At 72.5% G+C, this 19,824-nt stretch carries 18 protein-coding genes and 1 pseudogene; 3 read left to right on the top strand and 16 right to left on the bottom strand.

Annotation, left to right across the window (positions count from 1 at the left end):
* Window positions 1-72 precede the first annotated feature (72 nt).
* Together ACFV3R_RS00210 and ACFV3R_RS00215 are read right to left on the bottom strand one after the other, a co-directional pair.
* Window positions 73-846 carry an ABC transporter permease gene (locus tag ACFV3R_RS00210; protein ID WP_385572900.1) on the bottom strand — a complete coding sequence of 258 codons (774 nt, stop codon included), beginning with the start codon at window positions 844-846 and terminating at the stop codon, window positions 73-75.
* Window positions 843-1,559 (bottom strand): ABC transporter permease, encoded by a 717-nt coding sequence (locus tag ACFV3R_RS00215; RefSeq protein ID WP_385572903.1) that lies wholly within the window; start codon window positions 1,557-1,559, stop codon window positions 843-845. Before ACFV3R_RS00215 ends, ACFV3R_RS00210 begins: the two co-directional genes overlap by 4 nt.
* Before the next feature lie 303 nt (window positions 1,560-1,862).
* Between ACFV3R_RS00215 and ACFV3R_RS00220 the strand changes: the two genes are divergently transcribed.
* Window positions 1,863-3,041, top strand: a complete 1,179-nt coding sequence (locus ACFV3R_RS00220) for an ABC transporter ATP-binding protein (protein ID WP_385572906.1) — start codon at window positions 1,863-1,865, stop codon at window positions 3,039-3,041.
* Between the two features lie 199 nt (window positions 3,042-3,240).
* Here ACFV3R_RS00220 and ACFV3R_RS00225 read toward each other — a convergent pair.
* Together ACFV3R_RS00225 and ACFV3R_RS00230 are read right to left on the bottom strand one after the other, a co-directional pair.
* Window positions 3,241-3,726, bottom strand: a pseudogene (locus tag ACFV3R_RS00225) (helix-turn-helix domain-containing protein); the annotation flags it as partial.
* A 133-nt stretch (window positions 3,727-3,859) separates the two neighbouring features.
* Window positions 3,860-4,831, bottom strand: a complete 972-nt coding sequence (locus ACFV3R_RS00230; protein ID WP_385572909.1) for an oxidoreductase — start codon at window positions 4,829-4,831, stop codon at window positions 3,860-3,862.
* 55 nt (window positions 4,832-4,886) lie between these two features.
* On the opposite strand from ACFV3R_RS00230, the gene ACFV3R_RS00235 reads away from it, so the two are divergent.
* Window positions 4,887-5,309 carry a MerR family transcriptional regulator gene (locus ACFV3R_RS00235; protein WP_385572912.1) on the top strand — a complete coding sequence of 141 codons (423 nt, stop codon included), beginning with the start codon at window positions 4,887-4,889 and terminating at the stop codon, window positions 5,307-5,309.
* 95 nt (window positions 5,310-5,404) lie between these two features.
* Here ACFV3R_RS00235 and ACFV3R_RS00240 read toward each other — a convergent pair whose 3' ends face one another.
* From ACFV3R_RS00240 to dacB, 11 genes are all read right to left on the bottom strand, one after another.
* The gene (locus ACFV3R_RS00240; protein ID WP_385572914.1) at window positions 5,405-5,917 is read right to left on the bottom strand and encodes a DUF3180 domain-containing protein; all 513 of its coding nucleotides are present in this window, start codon (window positions 5,915-5,917) and stop codon (window positions 5,405-5,407) included.
* 94 nt (window positions 5,918-6,011) lie between these two features.
* Window positions 6,012-6,605, bottom strand: coding sequence for a 2-amino-4-hydroxy-6-hydroxymethyldihydropteridine diphosphokinase (gene folK / locus ACFV3R_RS00245; protein WP_385572916.1), 594 nt, complete (start codon window positions 6,603-6,605; stop codon window positions 6,012-6,014).
* Window positions 6,602-6,961 (bottom strand): dihydroneopterin aldolase, encoded by a 360-nt coding sequence (folB, locus tag ACFV3R_RS00250; protein WP_385574177.1) that lies wholly within the window; start codon window positions 6,959-6,961, stop codon window positions 6,602-6,604. The genes folK and folB overlap by 4 nt, the downstream gene beginning before the upstream one ends.
* A 470-nt stretch (window positions 6,962-7,431) precedes the next feature.
* Window positions 7,432-7,944: a nuclear transport factor 2 family protein gene (locus tag ACFV3R_RS00255; RefSeq protein ID WP_385572918.1), complete on the bottom strand. Its 513-nt coding sequence runs from the start codon at window positions 7,942-7,944 to the stop codon at window positions 7,432-7,434.
* A gap of 199 nt (window positions 7,945-8,143) precedes the next feature.
* The gene (folP, locus tag ACFV3R_RS00260) at window positions 8,144-9,010 is read right to left on the bottom strand and encodes a dihydropteroate synthase (protein ID WP_385572920.1); all 867 of its coding nucleotides are present in this window, start codon (window positions 9,008-9,010) and stop codon (window positions 8,144-8,146) included.
* A 56-nt stretch (window positions 9,011-9,066) separates the two neighbouring features.
* Entirely contained in the window at window positions 9,067-9,672 is a 606-nt protein-coding gene (gene folE, locus ACFV3R_RS00265) for a GTP cyclohydrolase I FolE (protein WP_385572922.1), read from the bottom strand.
* Between the two features lie 123 nt (window positions 9,673-9,795).
* Entirely contained in the window at window positions 9,796-11,787 is a 1,992-nt protein-coding gene (ftsH, locus tag ACFV3R_RS00270; protein WP_385572923.1) for an ATP-dependent zinc metalloprotease FtsH, read from the bottom strand.
* Window positions 11,788-12,096: 309 nt separating this feature from the next.
* The gene (gene hpt, locus ACFV3R_RS00275; protein WP_385574183.1) at window positions 12,097-12,636 is read right to left on the bottom strand and encodes a hypoxanthine phosphoribosyltransferase; all 540 of its coding nucleotides are present in this window, start codon (window positions 12,634-12,636) and stop codon (window positions 12,097-12,099) included.
* A gap of 144 nt (window positions 12,637-12,780) precedes the next feature.
* Complete coding sequence (gene tilS, locus ACFV3R_RS00280; RefSeq protein ID WP_385572925.1) at window positions 12,781-13,992, bottom strand: tRNA lysidine(34) synthetase TilS; 1,212 nt, start codon at window positions 13,990-13,992, stop codon at window positions 12,781-12,783.
* Window positions 13,993-14,422: 430 nt separating this feature from the next.
* Window positions 14,423-15,559 (bottom strand): zinc-dependent metalloprotease, encoded by a 1,137-nt coding sequence (locus ACFV3R_RS00285; RefSeq protein WP_385572927.1) that lies wholly within the window; start codon window positions 15,557-15,559, stop codon window positions 14,423-14,425.
* A gap of 84 nt (window positions 15,560-15,643) precedes the next feature.
* Window positions 15,644-17,161: a D-alanyl-D-alanine carboxypeptidase/D-alanyl-D-alanine-endopeptidase gene (gene dacB / locus ACFV3R_RS00290; protein WP_385574188.1), complete on the bottom strand. Its 1,518-nt coding sequence runs from the start codon at window positions 17,159-17,161 to the stop codon at window positions 15,644-15,646.
* Window positions 17,162-17,313: 152 nt separating this feature from the next.
* Here dacB and ACFV3R_RS00295 point away from each other — a divergent pair, with 152 nt between their 5' ends.
* Window positions 17,314-17,805 carry an inorganic diphosphatase gene (locus ACFV3R_RS00295; RefSeq protein ID WP_385574193.1) on the top strand — a complete coding sequence of 164 codons (492 nt, stop codon included), beginning with the start codon at window positions 17,314-17,316 and terminating at the stop codon, window positions 17,803-17,805.
* Window positions 17,806-17,925: 120 nt separating this feature from the next.
* Here ACFV3R_RS00295 and ACFV3R_RS00300 read toward each other — a convergent pair whose 3' ends face one another.
* Entirely contained in the window at window positions 17,926-19,638 is a 1,713-nt protein-coding gene (locus ACFV3R_RS00300; RefSeq protein ID WP_385574198.1) for a threonine/serine exporter ThrE family protein, read from the bottom strand.
* Window positions 19,639-19,824: the final 186 nt, after the last annotated feature.

Here is a 19,824-nt window from a genome sequence, read left to right on the forward strand (position 1 = left end):
CGCCGGCAAGCCCCTGCCGACGGCCGGGGCGGGGGCCTCGCCCGGAAGGCCGCGTCCCGTGCGGTTCGCCTCTCAGGTCCCCTCCCCCACGGCGATCACCTCGCCCTCACCCCGACGCCGGCGGCCGGCGGACGGGCCCTGCCCGCCCGAGGCCCGGCGAGCGGTGCGAGGGGTGTCCGTCCGGCGGCCCCGCATCGGGTCGAGCCACCGCCCGGCCAGTACGAGCGCCCCTTCCACCAGCAGGGCGAGCACCGCCACCAGCACGGCGCCGGCGACCACCTGCGGGGTGTTGTAGTTGCCGAACCCCGCCGTGATGATCCGCCCCAGACCACCGCCGCCGGCCAGCGCGGCCAGGGTCACCGTGGCCACGACCTGTACGGCGGCCGAGCGCAGCCCCGTCATGACGAGCGGGTACGCCAGCGGCAGTTCGACGCGGAAGAGCAACTGCCCGCCCGACATGCCCATGCCGCGCGCCGCCTCGACCACGTCCCGGTCCGCCTCCCGCATGCCCACGTAGGCGTTGGTCAGCAGCGGGGGCGTCGCGAAGAGCACCAGGGCGATGATGGTCGGCCAGTCCTCGTGCGCACCCAGCGGGCTGAGGGTCAGCAGTACCAGCACGGCGAAGGTGGGGACGGCGCGCCCCACGTTGGAGAGGTTGACCGCCAGGGCTCCACCGCGCCCCACGTGGCCCAGCCACAGTGCGAGCGGCAGGGCGATGAGGCAGGCGACCAGCAGGCAGACGCCGCTGAGGTACAGGTGCTCCAGGAGGCGGTGCCAGACGCCCTTCTCGCCCGCCCAGTCCGCCGGGTCCACCAGCCAGTTCCAGGCTCCCGTGAGCGCGTTCACGCGGCGGCCACCGCCTCTCGCCGCAGGGTTGAGGGCCGGCGCCGGCCGGTCCGGGTCCAGGGGGTGAGCAGCCGCCCCGCCAGGAGGAGGAGCAGGTCGGCCACCACGGCCAGCACCACACACAGCACCGAGGCCGTCAGTACCTCCGCCTTGAAGAACTCCCCGAGGCCGTCGGCTATCAGGTTGCCCAGGCCGCCGTAGCCGACCACCGACCCGATGGTGGTCATGGCGACGGTGGAGACCGTGGCGATGCGGAGCCCCGCGGTGACGGCGGGCAGTGCCAGCGGCAGTTCGACCCGGAACAGCAACCGGACCGGGCCGTACCCCATGCCCCGGGCAGCCTCCCTGACATCCTCGGGCACGGACTCCAGCCCGGCGAGGAGATTGCGCACCAGGATCGTCAGCGAGTAGAGCACCAGGCCCGTCACCACCACGGATGCGGAGACCCCGAACACCGGGGTGAGCAGCGCGAACATCGCCAGCGAGGGCACCGTGTACAGCACGGTCGTCAGCCCCAGCACCGGACCGGCCAGGCGTCGCCACCGCCGCGCGGCCAGGGCCAGCGGAAAGGCCACCAGCAGGCCGAGCGCCACCGAGACAGCGGTGATCGCCACGTGTTGCACCGTGGCGTCGACCAGCTCCGCACTCCGGGTGCGGAAGTACTCGCCGCAGATCCAGTCGTTGGCCGTCAGGCAGTCACTCACGTCCCCCACCTCCCCCGCATTCGCGTCCGCATGCCGCACGCGCGTTCGCAACCGTCAGTGACCCTATCCCCCGCCACCGACAACCGACCTACCCCCGCGGAGACCCGCAACACCGCGTTCATGGAGCACCCGTTTCCCACGCGCCCCCGGGGGCATCGCTTCTGGGGCGGAGCCGCCGCACGACCTGTCGCACGCCGTCCCGACCACGTCGGCGCACCGCTACGGTCGAGGTGCCCCACTCTTCCGGGTGACCTTCGACTGGGAGACTGACGGCACGGCCCCGGAGCCACCGACCAGCCCCACGGGAGAGCCATGATCCGCTTCGAGAACGTCACCAAGCGCTACCCGGACGGCACCACCGCCGTCGACGACCTGTCCTTCGAGGTCGCCGAGGGCGAACTGGTCACGCTCGTGGGCCCCTCGGGCTGCGGCAAGACCACCACGATGAAGATGGTCAACCGCCTCATAGCCCCCTCCAGCGGCCGCGTGCTGCTGGACGGCGAGGACACCGCGTCCGTCGACCCCGTCCAACTGCGGCGGCGCATCGGCTACGTCATCCAGCAGGTCGGGCTCTTCCCGCACAAGACGGTGCTGGAGAACACCGCCACCGTCCCCCACCTGCTGGGCTGGCGCCGGGCCAAGGCACGGGAGCGCGCCGCCGAACTCCTCGACCTGGTCGGTCTCGACCCCTCCCGCTACGGCGACCGCTACCCCCAGCAGCTCTCCGGCGGCCAGCGTCAGCGCGTCGGAGTGGCCCGCGCCCTGGCGGCCGACCCGCCCGTGCTGCTGATGGACGAGCCGTTCGGCGCCGTCGACCCGGTGGTGCGCGAGCACCTGCAGACGGAGTTCCTGCGGCTCCAGTCCGAACTGCACAAGACGGTCCTCTTCGTGACGCACGACATCGAGGAGGCGGTCCGGCTCGGCGACCGCATGGCGGTGTACGGCTCGGGACGCATCGAGCAGTACGACGCCCCCGCCACGGTCCTGGGCGCCCCGGCCACGCCCTACGTCGCGGAGTTCGTGGGCGCCGACCGCGGCCTGAAGCGACTCTCGGTCACCCCGGTGGAGACCGGCGACCTCGAACAGCCGCCGGTGGTGCGCCTGACGGACGACGCCGCGGGCGCGCTGGCCCGGCTCCGGGAGGAGGAGGCGCGCTGGGCCGTGGTGCTGTCGGCCTCGGGCGACCTGCACGGCTGGGTCTCAGCGGAGGCCCTGGCGGCCGGGCAGGAGGGGACGAAGGGGGCCACCGGCACGGTCGCCGACCACTGCCGGCGGATGGAGGCATGGCTTCCGCTCGGCGCTCCGCTCAAGCAGGCCTTCGCCACCATGCTCCAGCACGACGCCGGGTGGATCGCGGTGCTCGACGGCGACCGCTTCCTGGGCGTGCTCACCCCGGCCGGCCTTCACGAGGCGCTGCGCCGGTCCACCACGGCGGACGCGGCCCACCTCGACCGCTCGGAGGTCACCCTGGAGACGGTCTCCGGAGTCTGAGCCGCCCTCGGCCGCCGTCTCTCTCACAGGTCACCCCGGCCGGGGGGAGGCACGAGCGGCCTCGGGTCCGCCGCGGTGCGGGGGCGCCGCTCCGCACCGCGGGGCCCGGCGCCGGACCGTTGGCTGTAGGAGGGCCAGAGGTTGGTGACGCCGCTCTTGAGTCGAGAAGCTGGTGGTCGACCGCCCGCTCCGCTGTGTGGTGGACACGCCGGCCACCTCCGTCAGGAATCCCTCCGGCCTTCTTGACGCCCAGGTGCACCCTGTGGCCCGGCCGGCGCGCAGTGATCTCCCCGGGCTCCCGGTTGCTCTCCCCGCACGAGTCGAGGATCCGGCGGAGTCCCAGTCCTGGCCTGGCCAAGTGCCGGGTGGTGGTGCGTCGACTGACGGGGTGACCGAGCCTGGCCGGCTCGTGAGTGATCCGCTGTGCGGACCACTTCTCCTGTCGCCGCCAGTATTCGATCTTCTCGATCACCCATGCCGGTGTCGCACGTGGGCTGCGGGGTGGGCTCGGCGAGCGGTCGAGCAGACCGAGGTCGCCGTGTCGACGCCATCGGCTGACCCACTTGGAGGCAGATGCCCGCAAGGTGCCCATCTCGGCGGCGACATGAGCGATCGGACGAGTGCGGCACCGCTCAACGAGGCGTCGTCGGCCTTCGATCGTAAGAGGTGCCTTACGGTGCGGCATGCCTGTATCACTGCGCGCCCGACGGCGGATCCCCAGGCGGATTGGCTCGGGGCAGCTGTGACGAGCCCAAGAGGCGCCCATGCCGCGCTGCCCGTCGCAGTGGCACGCAGAGCGGCATCTGCAGAACGCGGGTTCATCGGGTGATCGGTGTCGCGCCGGTCACGGCGACGGACAGGTCCCAGAGCCGGGCGGCTTCTTCGGGATCGATGGCGTACGCGCGTACCCCCCCGTCATCCATGCCGGCGCCGGGGGCGGAAACGCGGGCGATGTCGCAGTCTTCCAGGTAGAGCCCGCCGAGGCCGTCGAGGAGCGGGGACGTAGCGGCCCACAGACCGGTGGCTGCCCCCTGGGAGGCGGTCTTGAAGTCTGCGCCGATCACGTTGCCGTCTTCGTCCACCCACCCGCGGTCGATCTGCTCCCGGAGCGTCATCTCCCGCTGGAGGCCGGTGATGATCTTGCCGGGGTGGAGGCTGAACGCGCGGACGCCGTCACCTCGCCCGAGGACATCGAGGTGCACGGCGAACAGGGCGTTGGCGGTCTTGGCCTGGCCGTAGGCAAGCCACTTGTCGTAGCCGGTGCGGAAGTGGGGGTCGTGCCACCGGATGCCGCTCAGGGCATGTCCGGCGGAACTGTTGACGACGACGCGTGCGCCGCCTGCGGAGGCCAGGAGCGGGTAAAGCTCGCAGACGAGGGTGAAGTGCCCGAAATGGTTGGCGGTGAGCTGGCTCTCCCAGCCGGGCCCAACGTGCCGCTCCGGGGTGGCCATGACGCCGGCGACGTTCATCAGGACCTCGAGCCGGTCCAACCGGCCGCTGATGTTCGCGGCGGCTGAGCGGACGCTGTCGAGGTCGGCCAGGTCCATGGGGATGACCTCGCTGCCCTTCACCTCCTTCAGAGCGGCACGGGCGGCATCGGGGCGGCGGGCGGGAACGATGACCCGGGCCCCGGCGGCTGTCAGCGCCCGGGTGGTTTCCAGGCCGAGCCCGGAGTAGCCCCCGGTCACCACAGCGGTCCTGCCGGAAAGGTCATGGCCGGCCAGGGTGTCCTCGGCGGTGGTGGCAGCGGAGAAGGGCGAGCCGAGCGGCTGCTGCTCAGTAACGGTCATGCAGCGGACGCTACGATCTAGAGCGAGGTCTAGATCAAGTCCAGGAGTGAGCGGCATGACGACCACCGGAGCAGCCGCACCGTCACTGAGCATCGGTGAGGTGGCCGAGCGGACCGGACTGAGCGTGCACGCCCTGCGCTTCTACGAGCGCGAGGCCCTGCTCGTCGGCCCGGTCCAGCGCACCTCGGGCGGCCGACGCCGCTACACCTCCTCCGATGTCGACTGGCTGCTCATCTGCGTCAGGCTCCGCGAATCCGGCATGCCGCTCGCCGACCTCAAACACTTCGCCGAACTGGTGCGCCAAGGGCCGGGCAACGAGGAAGAGCGCCTGCGCCTGCTCGACGCTCATCGACAGCGCGTCGACACGCAGATCCAGGCACTGGAGGAGTGTCGGTCCCTCATCACGTGGAAGGTCGGCGTCTACACAGAGCACCTCGCCCGCGGCAAAGCCGGCGGGCTGTGGGACCCGACAGCCTGAAGCAGGCGCGGACGGCCGCGCCTTCCTCCGGCAAGCGCCCGGTGTTCAGGCGTCTACTTCGTCGAAACCGTCCACAACGTCCCGTCCCGCAACAGCTAGCGGGAGGAGTCGCGCCGCGCCCCGGCCGGTCCGCCGCCGCGGTAGTCGTCGTCCTTGTCGTCCGGGAGCCGGCACACCCGCTCCAGGAAGACGGCGGCGGCGACGACCGCCGCGCCCGCCACCACCGAGAGTCCCGCGTGGATCGCCTGGTCCGCCCGCGGCCCGGCGTCCAGGGCGGAGGTGACGAGGAAGACGCCCGTCCCGCCGTAGAGGCCGGCGACGATCGCGGCGACCAGCGCACTGGCCTGCCCGAAGACGACGGCACGTGCCGCCACCAGCGGGTCGACGCCCTTGGCGTCGGGCAGCCGGTCCCGCTGCTCGCGGAGCCGGCTGCGGAAGGACAGGGCGGTGGCGAACAGGACGACCGCGATCACGGCCAGCACGATCGGTGCGGCCAGCGGCACCCCGGGCAGGGTGCCCAGGGAGTCCCAGAGCCGGGCACCTCCCCAGGCCAGCACTCCGGCGGCCAGGAACAGCCCGACCAGCACCTTGATCCGTAGCTGCTTCACCGAGCGTCTCGCCTTCCGTCCTGTCCGCCTGCCGGGTGCGCCCGGCGCCCCGCCGTGCCCGGTGGCGCGGCGCCGCACCCGCAGAGCCTAACGACTACTCCGGCAACCTCAGTTCCAGGTCGGTGCGGGCGACGACGCCCTCCTGACCGACCGCGCCGACCAGCTCGGCCACCGGCCCGCGCCCCGGCACCTCCGCCTCGGGGTCCACGTCGAGCCAGGGCACCAGGACGAAGGCGCGCTCGTGGGCGCGCGGGTGCGGCAGCGTCAGCGTCGGATCGTCGGAGAGGACGTCCTGGTAGGCGACGATGTCGACGTCGATGGTGCGCGGACCCCACTGCTCGTCCCGCACCCGCTCGAACGCCTCCTCGATGGCGTGGCCGCGCTCCAGCAGCGAGGACGGCGGCAGCGTGGTCTTCAGCAGCACCACGGCGTTGAAGTAGGAGGGCTGGCTGCCGGGCTCCACGCCCCAGGGCTGCGTCTCGTAGACCGGGGAGACGGCCTTGATCCGCACGCCGGGGGTGTCCTCCAGCGCGTCGATGGCGCCCTGGAGCGTCTCCAGGCGGTTGCCCAGGTTGCTGCCGAGCGAGATGACCGCGCGTTTGGGGTTGGAGAGGGTCACGTCGGCGGCGTCCACCTGTTCCACCACGGAGGCGGGCACCGGCTGTACGGTCGGATCACTGGTGTTCATACTCGGCTCCGGGTGATGGTGATGGTCACATCGTCAAAGGGGACGGTGATGGGGGCGTCCGGTTTGTGCACGCACACCTCCACCTCCCGTACCGCCTCGTGGCGCAGACACTGCTCCGCGATCCGCTCCGCGAGGGTCTCGATCAGGTCGACGGGCTCTCCCTGCACCAGCCCCACGACCTCCTCGGCCACGACGCCGTAGTGCACGGTCTTGCCCAGGTCGTCGCCTGCCGCCGCCGCACGGCTGTCCAGGCCCATGACGAGGTCGACCACGAAGGTCTGCCCTTCCGCCCGTTCGGCGGGGAACACCCCGTGATGGCCCCGGGCCTTCAGCCCGCGCAGCGCGACACGGTCCACGCGAATCACTCCCACTGGTCCATGGTCCGCCTTTCGGCGGGATGACGGAGGACGCCTCCGGCCCCGCCGGCGCACGTCCGGCCCTCGAATCTACCTGCGAACGCCGACAGCGAGGGCCCGGGGACGGGGCCGCCGGTGACGGCCGCCCGTCTGCCCGGGCCGCGGAGCGGGAACGGCGTCCGCCCCTGTGGTGAACCTCTCGCCCCGTACGACGGGGTCCGGGGTCGCCGGTCCCGCCATGCTCCCGCGGCCCCTACCCCGGAAGTGACGCCTCACCCCTACCCGTTGCGGACTTTGGCTCGAACGGGTGGATGAGCCGTGGCCCGATCGGAGCGGCTCCCGCGGCCCCCGAGGCTCGCACAGGAGCGGGCCCCGGGTCACCCCCGCAGGGCACCGCCGGTCCGGCGCGGCCGAGGGCCGGGTGCCGCACCGCACGGCGGACGGGTGCGGTCCGCGTCCCGGGCGCCTCCTCAGACCCCGCCGAGCGGGCCGTCCCCGCCGTCGGGTCCGCCGAGCCCCAGGTCCTCCTGGTTGCCGTCCTCGTCGTCGTCCTCGTCGCTCTCGGCGAGCACCGGCGACCCGTGGTGGGCCCACAGCCGCCAGCCGTCCTCGGTGCGCCGGAAGACGTTGGTCGCGACGACGAGCTGGCCGATCAGCGGCCCCACCGCGTCGTCCTCCTCGGCCGGCCCGCCGCTGAGGATGTTCTCGGTGCAGGTCACCAGTGCGGTGTCTCCGAGGACGTCGACCTCCACGTCGGTGAGGAAGAACTGGATGTACTCCGTGTTCGCCATGATCACCGCGTAGGAGCGCAGCACCTCGCCGCGTCCGCGCAGCACCGGCCAGCCGGGGTGCACGACGCTGACCTCGTCGTCCAGCCACAGTTCGGCCAGGGCTCCGGCGTCACCGTTCTCGACGGCCTCGTAGAGGGCGGTGTTCGCCCGCTCGACCAGTTCGATGTCCGTCCGTCGGTCCGTACCGCTCACACCGCTCCTCTCCGTCACGCACTGTCCTGTCGGGGGCGCACGGGGTGTGTGTCAACACCGTGTACGCCGTTCCTCCCTGCGCCGTACCCGCTGCCGTGCTCTCCGACGCGTGGCGCGTGCCTCCGCTCCTCGCGGGTTCCGCCGGCCGGGGGCGCCCCACGCGGGCGCGTCCGGCCGGGGCGGCCGGCGCCGGGCAGGCTCAGCCCGCCCGGCGGGCCCCGCCCACGGCGTGCGCCACCCGTACCGCGTCGGCGCTGGCCCGTACCTCGTGCACCCGCACCGCCCAGGCGCCGTCCCCGGCGGCGAGCGCCGTGACCGCGGCAGTGGCCGCGTCGCGCTCGCGAGCGGGCGGCACGGCGTCCCTGCCGTCCGCCAGCACCCGCCCAAGGAAACGTTTCCGTGACGCGGCGACCAGCACCGGGCGTCCCAGCCCGCGGACGGCGTCGAGGTGGGCGAGGAGGTCCAGGTCGTGCTCGGCGTGCTTGGCGAAGCCCAGTCCGGGGTCGACGACCAGGCGTTCCTCGGCGATTCCGCCGGCGACCGCCCGTTCCAGGCCCTCGCGCAGTTCTGCGACGACCTCCCCGACCACGTCCCGGTAGACGGCCCGGGCGTTCATGTCGCGGGACTGCCCCCGCCAGTGCATGACGACGAACGGCACCTCGGCGTCGGCGACCGTGGCGATCATCCGGGGGTCGGCCGCACCGGCACTGACGTCGTTGACCAGTCGGGCGCCGGCGGCGACCGCCTGCTCGGCCACGCTGGCCCGCATGGTGTCGACGGAGACCAGCACCCCGGCCGAGGCCAGCTCGCGGACCACCGGGACAACCCGGCGCAGCTCCTCCGCCTCGTCGACGCGGGAGGCACCGGGACGGGTCGACTCACCGCCGACGTCCACCAGGTCGGCGCCCTGGGCGACCAGGTCGATGCCGTGCTTGACCGCCAGGTCGGTGTCGAACCACTGCCCGCCGTCGGAGAAGGAGTCGGGCGTGACGTTGACGACGCCCATCACCGCGCAGCGGTCCCAGTCCGGCAGACCCTCGACCCGGCCACGCGAGATATCCACCATGAGCCCCAGCCTAGACGGGCGCACCCCGGCCGGCTCCACGGCGGGGCGCGTGCGGGTCAGCGTCCTATGATCAGGCTCATCGCCTCGGCCCGGGTGGCGGAGTCCCGCAGCTGGCCGCGGACGGCCGAGGTCAGCGTCTTGGCGCCGGGCTTGCGGATGCCGCGCATGGACATGCACATGTGCTCGCACTCCACGACGACGATCACGCCGCGCGGCTCCAGGATCTCCATCAGCGAGTCGGCGATCTGTGTGGTCAATCGTTCCTGCACCTGCGGCCGGCGCGCGTAGACGTCGACGAGCCGGGCCAGCTTCGACAGCCCGGTGATCTTGCCGTCGACCGAGGGGATGTAGCCGACGTGGGCCACCCCGCGGAAAGGCACCAGGTGGTGCTCGCAGGTGGAGTAGACCTCGATGTCGCGCACCAGGACCATCTCGTCGTGCCCGATGTCGAACGTCGTGGTCAGCACGTCCTCGGGCTTCTGCCACAGACCGGCGAAGATCTCGCGGTAGGCGCGGGCGACCCGTGCCGGGGTCTCCAGCAACCCCTCGCGGTCGGGGTCCTCGCCCACGGCGAGGAGCAGTTCCCGCACGGCGTTCTCGGCGCGCTTCTCGTCGAACCTGCCGACGGTGTGGTCACCGTCGAGCGTCACCGGGTCGGTCATGGGTCCCTCGTTCCTGTTGCGCCTGCGCTCTTCCTGCGCACGTGGCAGCGCCCCCCAGGCTAGAACCTGGGGGGCGCTGCGTTCATTCCGGGCTTCCGTCAAAGGTCCGGAAGGAGGGTGGGGTCACCCTTCGGAGCCGTTCTCCTCCTGCGTGTCACCCTTGGTGAGGCCGGTGCCGTTGGCGGGCGCGAGCTCGCGGGGCGACATCACCGGGGGCCGGCTGGAGGGCGTGCGGCGGGAGGACCCGGTCCACGCGGGGCGGGCGGGGCGCTTGACCACGTGCTTGAAGATCTCCGCGATCTCCTCCTTGCCCAGCGTCTCCTTCTCCAGGAGGGCCAGGACGAGGTTGTCGAGGATGTCGCGGTTCTCGACGAGGATCTCCCACGCTTCGTTGTGCGCGGCCTCGATGAGCTGCTTGACCTCCTCGTCGACCAGTGCGGCGATCTCCTCGGAGTAGTCGCGCTGGTGCGACATCTCACGGCCGAGGAACGGCTCGGAGTTGTCCTGGCCGAACTTGATCGCCCCGAGGCGCTCGGTCATGCCGTACTGCGTGACCATGGCCCGCGCGGTCGCCGTCGCCTTCTCGATGTCGTTGGCGGCACCGGTGGTCGGGTCGTGGAAGACGAGCTCCTCCGCGGCACGGCCGCCCAGCGCGTAGGCGAGCTGGTCGAGCATCTCGTTGCGCGAGGAGGAGTACTTGTCCTCCTCGGGCAGCACCATGGTGTAGCCCAGCGCCCGGCCACGCGGCAGGATCGTGACCTTGTGCACGGGGTCGGAGTTCGGGCACGCCGCGGCGACCAGGGCGTGACCGCCCTCGTGGTAGGCGGTGGCCTTCTTCTCCTTCTCCGACATGATGCGCGTCCGCTTCTGGGGGCCGGCGACCACACGGTCGATCGCCTCGTCCAGGAAGTGGTTGTCGATCAGCTTCTTCTCGCTGCGGGCAGTGAGCAGGGCGGCCTCGTTGAGGACGTTGGCCAGGTCCGCGCCGGTGAAGCCGGGGGTGCGTCGGGCGATCGCCTTGAGGTCGACGTCCGGGGCGATCGGCTTGCCCTTCTGGTGGACCTTCAGGATGTCCAGGCGGCCTTCCAGGTCCGGCGGGTCCACCGCGATCTGGCGGTCGAACCGGCCCGGACGCAGCAGCGCCGGGTCGAGGATGTCCGGCCGGTTGGTGGCGGCGATGAGGATGACGCCGCCCTTGACGTCAAAGCCGTCCATCTCCACCAGGAGCTGGTTCAGCGTCTGCTCGCGCTCGTCGTGGCCGCCGCCCAGGCCCGCACCGCGGTGCCGGCCGACGGCGTCGATCTCGTCGACGAAGACGATGGCCGGGGCGTTCGCCTTGGCCTGCTCGAACAGGTCGCGGACCCGGGAGGCACCCACACCCACGAACATCTCGACGAAGTCGGAGCCGGAGATGGAGTAGAACGGCACGCCGGCCTCACCCGCGACGGCGCGGGCCAGCAGGGTCTTGCCGGTACCCGGGCGGCCGTAGAGCAGCACACCCTTGGGAATCTTGGCGCCGACCGCCTGGAACTTGGCCGGCTCCTGGAGGAACTCCTTGATCTCCTGCAGTTCCTCGACGGCCTCGTCCGCCCCGGCGACGTCGTTGAACGTCGTCTTGGGGGTGTCCTTGGTGATGAGCTTCGCCTTCGACTTGCCGAAGTTCATCACCCGGGAGCCGCCGCCCTGCATCTGGTTCATCAGGAACAGGAAGACGACGACGATGAGGATGAGGGGGAGAAGGGAGAGCAGGACGCCGACGAACGGGTTCTGCTTGGAGGGCGAGACGGTGTAACCGTCCTTGATGTCGCCCGTCTGGTACTTGGACTGGAGCTGCTTGGCCAGGTCGAAGCCCTGGTCACCGATGTAGCTGGCCTGGATCTTGTTCGATCCCTCGACCTTGTTGTCACCGGACAGCTCGATCTTGATCTTGTTGTCGTCGCCGGTGGTGAGCTCGGCGGACTTCACCTTGTTGTCAGCGATCGTCTTGACGACCTGACCGGTGTCCACCGTTTTGTAGCCGCCTGACGAAGAGACGACCTGCATCAACACGACCACGGCGAGGACGGCCAGCACGATCCACATGACCGGCCCACGGAAGTATCGCTTCACGTCCATCCATACGGAGCGCTAGGCCCCGTCCCTCCTGCCACAGTGAGGCACAACAGCCCCTGCGGGAGCTGGTCGTGCGTACGGTGTATTACTGGCCCGAAAAAAGACCGACCTTCGGACGGTACCCCAGCATTGTCACCCGGCGCCGCCGCCGAGGGCGAACAACGGACAGCTGGATTGCGTCCTCCCCGGTCCAACGGCGCGCGCCCGCCGTGGGTTCCCGTCGGGCGGTGTGAGAGCAGGCACGGCACCCGGACCGCCCGGGAGGGGGCCGATACCGTCCGAAACGGTGTCATGCACCCCCGCCGAACGGGGTCAGCCGCCGTAGACGTGCGGGGCCAGCGTCCCCACGAAGGGCAGGTTGCGGTACTTCTCGTTGAAGTCCAGGCCGTAGCCGACGACGAACTCGTTGGGGATGTCGAAGCCGACCCACTTCACGTCGATCGCCACCTTGGCCGCGTCGGGCTTGCGCAGCAGGGTGCAGACCTCCAGCGACGCCGGCTCCCGCGACCCGAGGTTGGACAGCAGCCAGGAGAGCGTCAGACCGGAGTCGATGATGTCCTCGACGATCAGGACGTGCTTGCCCTTGATGTCGGTGTCGAGGTCCTTGAGGATGCGCACGACCCCCGAGGACTGGGTGCCCGCCCCGTAGGAGGAGACGGCCATCCAGTCCATGGTGACCGGGGTGGACAGCGCGCGGGCCAGGTCGGCCATGACCATCACCGCGCCCTTGAGCACGCCGACGATGAGCAGGTCCTTGCCCGCGTACTCGGCGTCGACCTTCGCGGCCAGCTCCGCCAGCTTCGCGTCGATCTCTTCCTTGGTGATGAGTACCGACTGAAGATCGGCGCCCATGTCCGTGGTGTCCACCCGTGTCCCGCTCTTTCGGAGTAGCTCGCGTTTCGACCGGTCCTGCCCGTGCGCCGTGTGGGCCGCCCGGGTGGGACCGGATTCAGGCTCTGGTCGCCCTGCCGACCGGACCGCCCCGCGAGGGACACCTCAGTCCTGCCGGACCACCAGTCTGCCACCCTGCCGTCGCACACCCACACGCCCGGGCAGGTTGATGACCCCCTGCCCCCGCCAGGCGGTGATCAGCCGGTCCACCTCCTCCACGTGTCGCGCGAACAGCGAGCCCGCGGGCGAGCCCGCCTCGATGGCCGCCCGGCGCAGCACCCGGCGCCGCACGGCCGCCGGCAGGACGCGGAGCCGGGCCACGTCCAGGGCCCCCGTCTCGTCCCGCACGCTCCGCTCGGCCTCCGCCGCCCAGGAGTCCAGGGCGTCGGCGTCGTCGCGGGAGAGCTGCGCGGTGCGGGCGAGCGCCTCGACCACGCCCTTGCCCAGCGCCTTCTCCAGGGCCGGGAGGCCCTCGTGCCGGAGGCGGGAGCGGGTGTAGGCGGGGTCGCTGTTGTGCGGGTCGTCCCAGACCGGCAGGGACTGCAGCAGGCACGCCTTGCGGGCGGTCTGGCGGTCCAGGCCCAGGAAGGGGCGGCGGTACCGGCCGCGGGGGCCCGCGGTGGCGGCCATGCCGGCGAGCGAACGGGTGCCGGAGCCGCGGGCGAGCCCCAGCAGGACGGTCTCGGCCTGGTCGTCACGGGTGTGGCCGAGCAGGACCGCCGCGGCGCCGTGCGCGTCGGCGACGGAGTCGAGGGCGGCGTAGCGGGCGGCGCGGGCGGCGGCCTCCGGCCCGCCCTCCTCACCCACGTCGACGGCGACGGACTCGACGGGGTCGAGGCCCAGCGCCCGCAGGCGCGCCACCACTTCGGCGGCGCGGGTGGCGGAGCCGGACTGCAGGCCGTGGTCGACGGTGACGCCGCCGGCGCGCAGACCGAGTCGCGGCGCCTCGAAGGCGAGGGCGGAGGCGAGCGCCATGGAGTCGGCACCGCCGGAGCAGGCCACCAGGATCAGCGGGGCCCGGGGGTCGGGCCGCCGGGCGGAGAGGTCCGCCTGCGCGGCCGGGGCGGGGACGTAGGGGCCCGGCAGGTCCGGGGTCTGTGCCGGGGACGACTGCGCACCGACCGCGCCGGGCGGGGCGGGCAGGACGGTCGAGCCGGCGGCGGACGCGCCGGCGGGGAGCGAGACGCCGCCCTGCGCCGAAGTGCACAGGCTGGTGGCCTGGCTCGCCTGGGGGACGCCGTGGTGGGGGCTCAGGACGTCCTGGAGTACGCGGCGAACCGCCAGGCGTATCGCGGCGACCGCTGGATGGGGACCCATGTCCGTTTCCAATCGTTCAACTGAGGGGGAGGCGCGCCCCGGGGGCCGGAGCCGTCGACGACTCTGCGCTCACCGGGAAAGTCGTCACACAGAGTGCTTCGATGGTGACAGAGGCGAGTCGTTCTTTGAGCATTGCACGGCCTCCCCTCGCCGATGGTCCCTCGGAAGAGTGATTGAGGGGGCGGCCATCTGTCGGAACCGGCGTGTCCTGCTCCCGTTCCCCTACGGTGTCTCCCCTCCAGCGTGCACTCCCCCGGAGCGCGCCGCGTCCGCGCCCGGCGGGCGGCGCGCCACCGCCGGCAGCACCGGCACCGTCACGCCCCCGGCCCGCCCGCCGCGCCCCGTGGCGGGCGTCCGCCGCCCCACGTGCGGACGGCCCGCTCCTCGCGCTGTCCGCCGACCGGCCCGGGCGGCAGGCGGCCGGGACCGGTCAGGGGCTGTCGGGGCCGTGGACCCGTGCGACCCACTCCGCGGGGGCGGCGATCTCCTGCTTGGTGGGCAGCGTGTTGGGGGAGGTCCACACGCGGTTGAAGCCGTCCATGCCGACCTGGTCCACCACGGCCCGCACGAACTTCTCACCGTCGCGGTACTGGCGCAGCTTCGCGTCCAGCCCCAGCAGCCGCCGCAGCACCTGGTCCAGGCGGCCGGCCCCGCTGGCCCGCCGCTGCTGGAACTTCTCGCGGATCTCCGCCACGGAGGGCACCACCTGCGGGCCCACCCCGTCCATGACGTAGTCGGCGTGGCCCTCCAGCAGTGACATCACGGCGGTCAGCCGCGCCAGGATCTCGCGCTGGGCAGGGGTCTGGACGAGTTCGACGAGGCTGCGTCCGCCGCCCTCGCCCCGCTCTCCCTCGGGCCGTGCGCCGGCCAGCGACTGGGCCGCCTCCCGCAGCCGCTCCAGGAGCGTGCCGGCGTCCATGTCGGTCTCGGCGAGGAAGGACTGGATCTCGCCTTCGATGTGGTCGCGCAGCCAGGGCACCGCGGCGAACTGGGTGCGGTGCGTCTCCTCGTGCAGGCAGACCCAGAGCCGGAAGTCGTGCGGGTCGACCTCCAGCTCGCGCTCCACGTGGACGATGTTGGGGGCCACCAGCAGCAGCTTGCCGCCGCCGGCCGCGGCCGGCAGGTCCCGGGTGGCCGGGGCGAAGGTCTCGTACTGGCCGAGGACGCGGGAGCCGAGGAAGGACAGCAGCATGCCCAGTTCCACGCCGGTGACCTTGCCGCCGACCGCGCCCATCACGACGCCGCCGGGCAGGCCGGCGCGACGCTGCTGCATCTTGCCGAGCAACGGGCCCAGGACCGCGCGGAACCCCGCGACGTTGGCCCTGACCCAGCCGGCGCGGTCCACCACGAGCACGGGCGACTCCCCGGCCGTACCCCCGCCGGCTCCCGGTGGGGCCATCCGGGTGAACTCGCGGACGTGCTCCTCGGACGCCTTGGCGTGCCGCCGCAGTTCGGCGACCACCTCACGGGCCTCGTCGCGGCTCACTTCCGGGCCGGGTCGCACGAACCGGGTGGCGGTCGCGACCGCCAGGTTCCAGTCGACCATCTCCGTGCCGATGCCAGTCATGTTGTTCACCGTACGGCGTCCGGTTCTCCCCTGGTAGCCGAACGCCGAGCGGGCCGGTGCCGGGCGGTGGCACAGCAGGTGTCCCTATCGGCACCCGCAGTTGGCCAGGGAGGCCGCCAGCCGGTCCAGGCTCTGCTCCGCGCCGAGGGCGTCGGTGGTGTCGCGGGTCATGAAGGCGAAGACCAGGAGGCGTCCGTCGGCGTCGACCACCGTGCCGGCGAGGGTGTTCACGCCCGTCAGGGTGCCGGTCTTGGCACGGACCGCGCCGGTGCCGGCCGCCGCGGGCCCGCCGGCCGCGTACCGGGTGCTCAGGGTGCCGCTGAAACCTGCGACGGGCAGACCGGTGACGACCGGGCGCAGCTCGGGGTGGTCGGGGGAGGTCGCCAGCAGGAGCAGGTGCGACAGGAGCGCCGCCGAGACCCGGTCGTCGCGGTTGAGCCCGCTGCCGTCCTCGAACAGCGCGCCGCGGGTGGGCAGGCGGAGGCCGTCGAGGGTGGCGCGGACCGCCTTGCGCCCGCCCGCGAAGCTGGCGGGCTGGTGGGCGGCGAGGGCGGTCTGCCGGGCGAGGGCCTCGGCGATGTCGTTGTCGCTGTTGGTCTCCATCCGCTCCACGATCGCGGAGAGCGGCGGGGACTGGACGGTGGCCAGGTCCGATGCGCCGGCGGGCGCCTTCCGGTTGCGGGGTGTGCCGTCGACGGTGATGTGGTCCTTGCGCAGGAAGCCGGCGAAGGTGCGGGCCGCCGTGGCCGCCGGGTCGGTGTCGCGGGGGGCCGGGCCGTGGTCGGTGTGGTTCAGCCGGCCCTCGTCGGCCATCAGCGGGGTCACCGGCGAGATGTTGTCGTTGGGGCTGATGGGGTGGTCGGTGGGCCCGGAGTACAGCGAGGTGTCGTAGTCGAGGCTGACGTGGCTGACGCCCGCCTGCCGGAGCGTCCGGGCGGCCTCGGCGGCCAGCGTGCGCAGGCTGGCCGGCTGCTCGTCGCCGCGGGCGGGACGGGCGGTCAGGGTGGGGTCGCCCCCGCCGACGAGCACCAGGCGGCGGGGTCCGGCCCGCTTCCCCTTCTTCTTGGCGCCGGGTGTGGCGTCGACGACCTTCGTGGTGATGCGGTGGTCGGGCCCCAGACGGCTGAGGGCGGCCACCGCCGTGCCGATCTTGATGGTGGAGGCGGGGGCCGTGGTGTCGCCCTGGTGGGAGCCGTAGACCTCCTCGCCGGTGGCCACGTCCAGCACCGAGGCGCTGCGCAGCTTGCCGAGCGCGGGGTCCTTGGCGAGTGCGGAGAGGGCGTCGGCCAGGCCCGCCCGGGTGGGGGGCGGGACCACCTGGCCGGCCTCCCGGGCCTCCTTGCCGCCCACCGGCGCGCCCAGTGGGGCGAGTACGGCGGGGGCCCGTGGCGTCTGGCGCGGTGGGCGGTCGTCGGAGGAGCCGCCGGCCGCGGGCGCGCCGGCCTCGGCCGCCCAGGCGCGTTCGGCGCTGCGCTGCCCGTCCTCCCAGGGGCCGGCGGCCGTGACGACGAGGACGGCGAGCGCCAGGCCCAGGACGGCGGAGACCGCGGCCAGCCGCCAGGTGGTCCGCCGCTCCCGGGCCAGCGAGGCCCACCACAGCACGGCCTCGCGCCGCGCCGCACGCCACCGCTTCTCCCACCTGACCTGCCACGCCCTGGCCTGCGGCACCTCGGACCAGCCCCTTTCGCCACCACGCACACCCGTGGGGGACACTTAACCACCAGACGTATGTTTTGATCATGGAGGAGCCAGCCGTGGAGTTCGACGTCACCATCGAGATCCCGAAGGGTTCGCGGAACAAGTACGAGGTCGACCACGAGACCGGGCGGATCCGCCTGGACCGCCGACTCTTCACGTCCACCAGCTACCCGGCCGACTACGGCTTCGTCGAGGACACCCTCGGCGAGGACGGTGATCCGCTGGACGCCCTGGTGATCCTCGACGAGCCGACGTTCCCCGGGTGTGTCGTCAAGTGCCGTGCCGTGGGCATGTTCCGGATGACCGACGAGGCCGGCGGCGACGACAAGCTGCTGTGCGTCCCGGCGGACGACCCGCGGGTGGCGCACCTCCAGGACATCGAGGACGTGTCGGAGTTCGACCGCCTGGAGATCAAGCACTTCTTCGAGGTCTACAAGGACCTCGAGCCCGGCAAGTCCGTCGAGGGCGCCGACTGGGTGGGGCGCGCGGAGGCCGACGCCGAGATCGAGGCGTCCTACAAGCGGCTCAAGGAGCAGGGCGGCCACTGAGGGCCGGCTCCCGCCCCGCCGAGGGCGGGGCGCGACGGGTGCCCGGGCGACCGCGCACCCGCGCCACGAGGGGCGGACCACCGTCGGTGGTCCGCCCCTCGTACGTGCTCCGGGGCCGGGTCAGAAGCCGCGGGTGCGCTTCGCGGCACGCCGGGCGCTGGCGTCCTCGTCCCCGACGCCGGGGGTCGGGATGAACAGCCGCGCCATCTCCGACCCGAGGTTCACCCCGATGGCGATGGCCAGCGCCAGGGACGCCGCCCGCACCAGCGAGGAGATACCCGCGTCGAGGTTGCCCTGCGCGAAGTTGAGCAGGCCGAAGTAGGTGGCGCTACCGGGCAGCAGCGGACCGATGGCCGCGGTGACGTACGGCAGCGCCGAGGCGTAGCGGTAGCGGGAGAGCAGCTGCCCGAAGAGGCCGACGAGGCCGGCGGCGATCGCGGTGGCCACCACCGCGTTGGTCTTCACGACGTTGGCCAGCGCCCCGTACACCACCCAGGCGATGCCGCCGTTGAGGGTGGCGAAGGCCACCGTGCGCTTCTCCTGTTGCAGCAGCACGCAGAACGACACCGCCAGCAGCATGGCCGCGATGATCTGCACCGCGGGGGCGTCGTAGGTGCCCAGCGCCTGTTCGGGGTTGAGTCTGCTGAACGTCGGCGAGAGCTGGACACCGGCGTACAGGACGCTGAGCACGCCGATGACGATGCCGACGATCAGGTAGCCGACCTCCAGCAGGCGGGCGGCCGCGGTGATGTAGTAGCCGGTCAGCCCGTCCTGGACGCTCGCCACCAGGGCGCGTCCGGGGATCAGGGCGAAGAGGCCACCGGTGATGATGGCGGAGAACTGCACCGGAGCGTGGAAGGCGCTGAGCGCGACGCCGAGCGCGGCGGCCGGCATCGCCGCGAGGACGAACTGGTAGAACTCCGGCAGGCCGCGCCCGGAGGCGAGCCAGGCGAGCCGGTCGCCGAGCATCGAGCCGGCCGCCGCCGCGAGGAAGACCGTCAGCCCGCCGCCGACCAGCATGCTCGCCGCGCCGGACAGCAGCCCGGAGGCGAGGGTCAGCGCCCAGCTGGGGAAGGGGTGCCGGTTACGGCGGATCTCGGCGAGACCGCGGTAGGCCTCCTCCAGGCTGACGTTCTCCGAGGTGATCTCGTCGACCAGCCCGAAGACGGCGGACAGCCGGGTGTAGTCCACGCCGCGCCGGCGCACCGTGCGGCTGGCGGTGACCGGGTCGTCCACCAGCGAGGGCTGGTAGGAGATCGACAGCAGCGTGAACGTCACGGTCGGCTCGACGCGTTCCAGCCCGTAGGCGTGGGCGACGCCGAACATGGCCGCCTCGACGTCCTCGGCGCCCTCGCCGCCGGCGAGGAGGATCTCCCCGATACGCAGGGTGAGGTCGAGCACGCGCGGCACGGCGGGCCCGCTCTCGTCCTCGGCGCGGACCACCCGCTCCGGTACCGGCCGCTCCCCCACCGGCATCCGCAGCATGGTGCGCATGCGGTCCTGCCAGGGGGTCTCCTTGGCGAGGGTGACCTTGGGGATGCCGTGCGGCGGGGTGAACGCGGGGTAGGCCGAGAGGGCCGTGGAGCCGCCGGGGGCGCGTGAGGTGCCCGGCAGCGGTGTGGTGCCGGTGGTGCTGCCCGGCGGGGCGAACGCGGAGGTCTCGGTCTCCACGGTCTGCTCGGCCCGCGCGCCGTCGGGCAGCGCGAACTCCGAGGTCGGGTGCTCCTCCTCGGGCACCGGCGGGTACGGCACGCCCAGGGGAGGGGTGAAGGCGCTGTGCGCCTCGTCCGACTGGGACTTGCGGTCCTCAGTCTCCTCCGGGTCCGACGCCACGTCTTTCCAGTCCTCCTCGCGTCCTTCGTCTGACAAGGACACGATGCCCGATCCGCTGTACGGGCGCGCGGGAGGTCCGGTACGCGGACCGGGCTGTGAGGGAGTGCCTCAGCGCCTGGCGTGCCGGCCCCGGCGTCCCGTTCCGTCCTCAGGCGGGTTCGGGTCGGACTGCGCCGTCAGACGCAT

This window comes from Streptomyces sp. NPDC059740 (assembly GCF_042733155.1).
Lineage (GTDB): Bacteria > Actinomycetota > Actinomycetes > Streptomycetales > Streptomycetaceae > Streptomyces.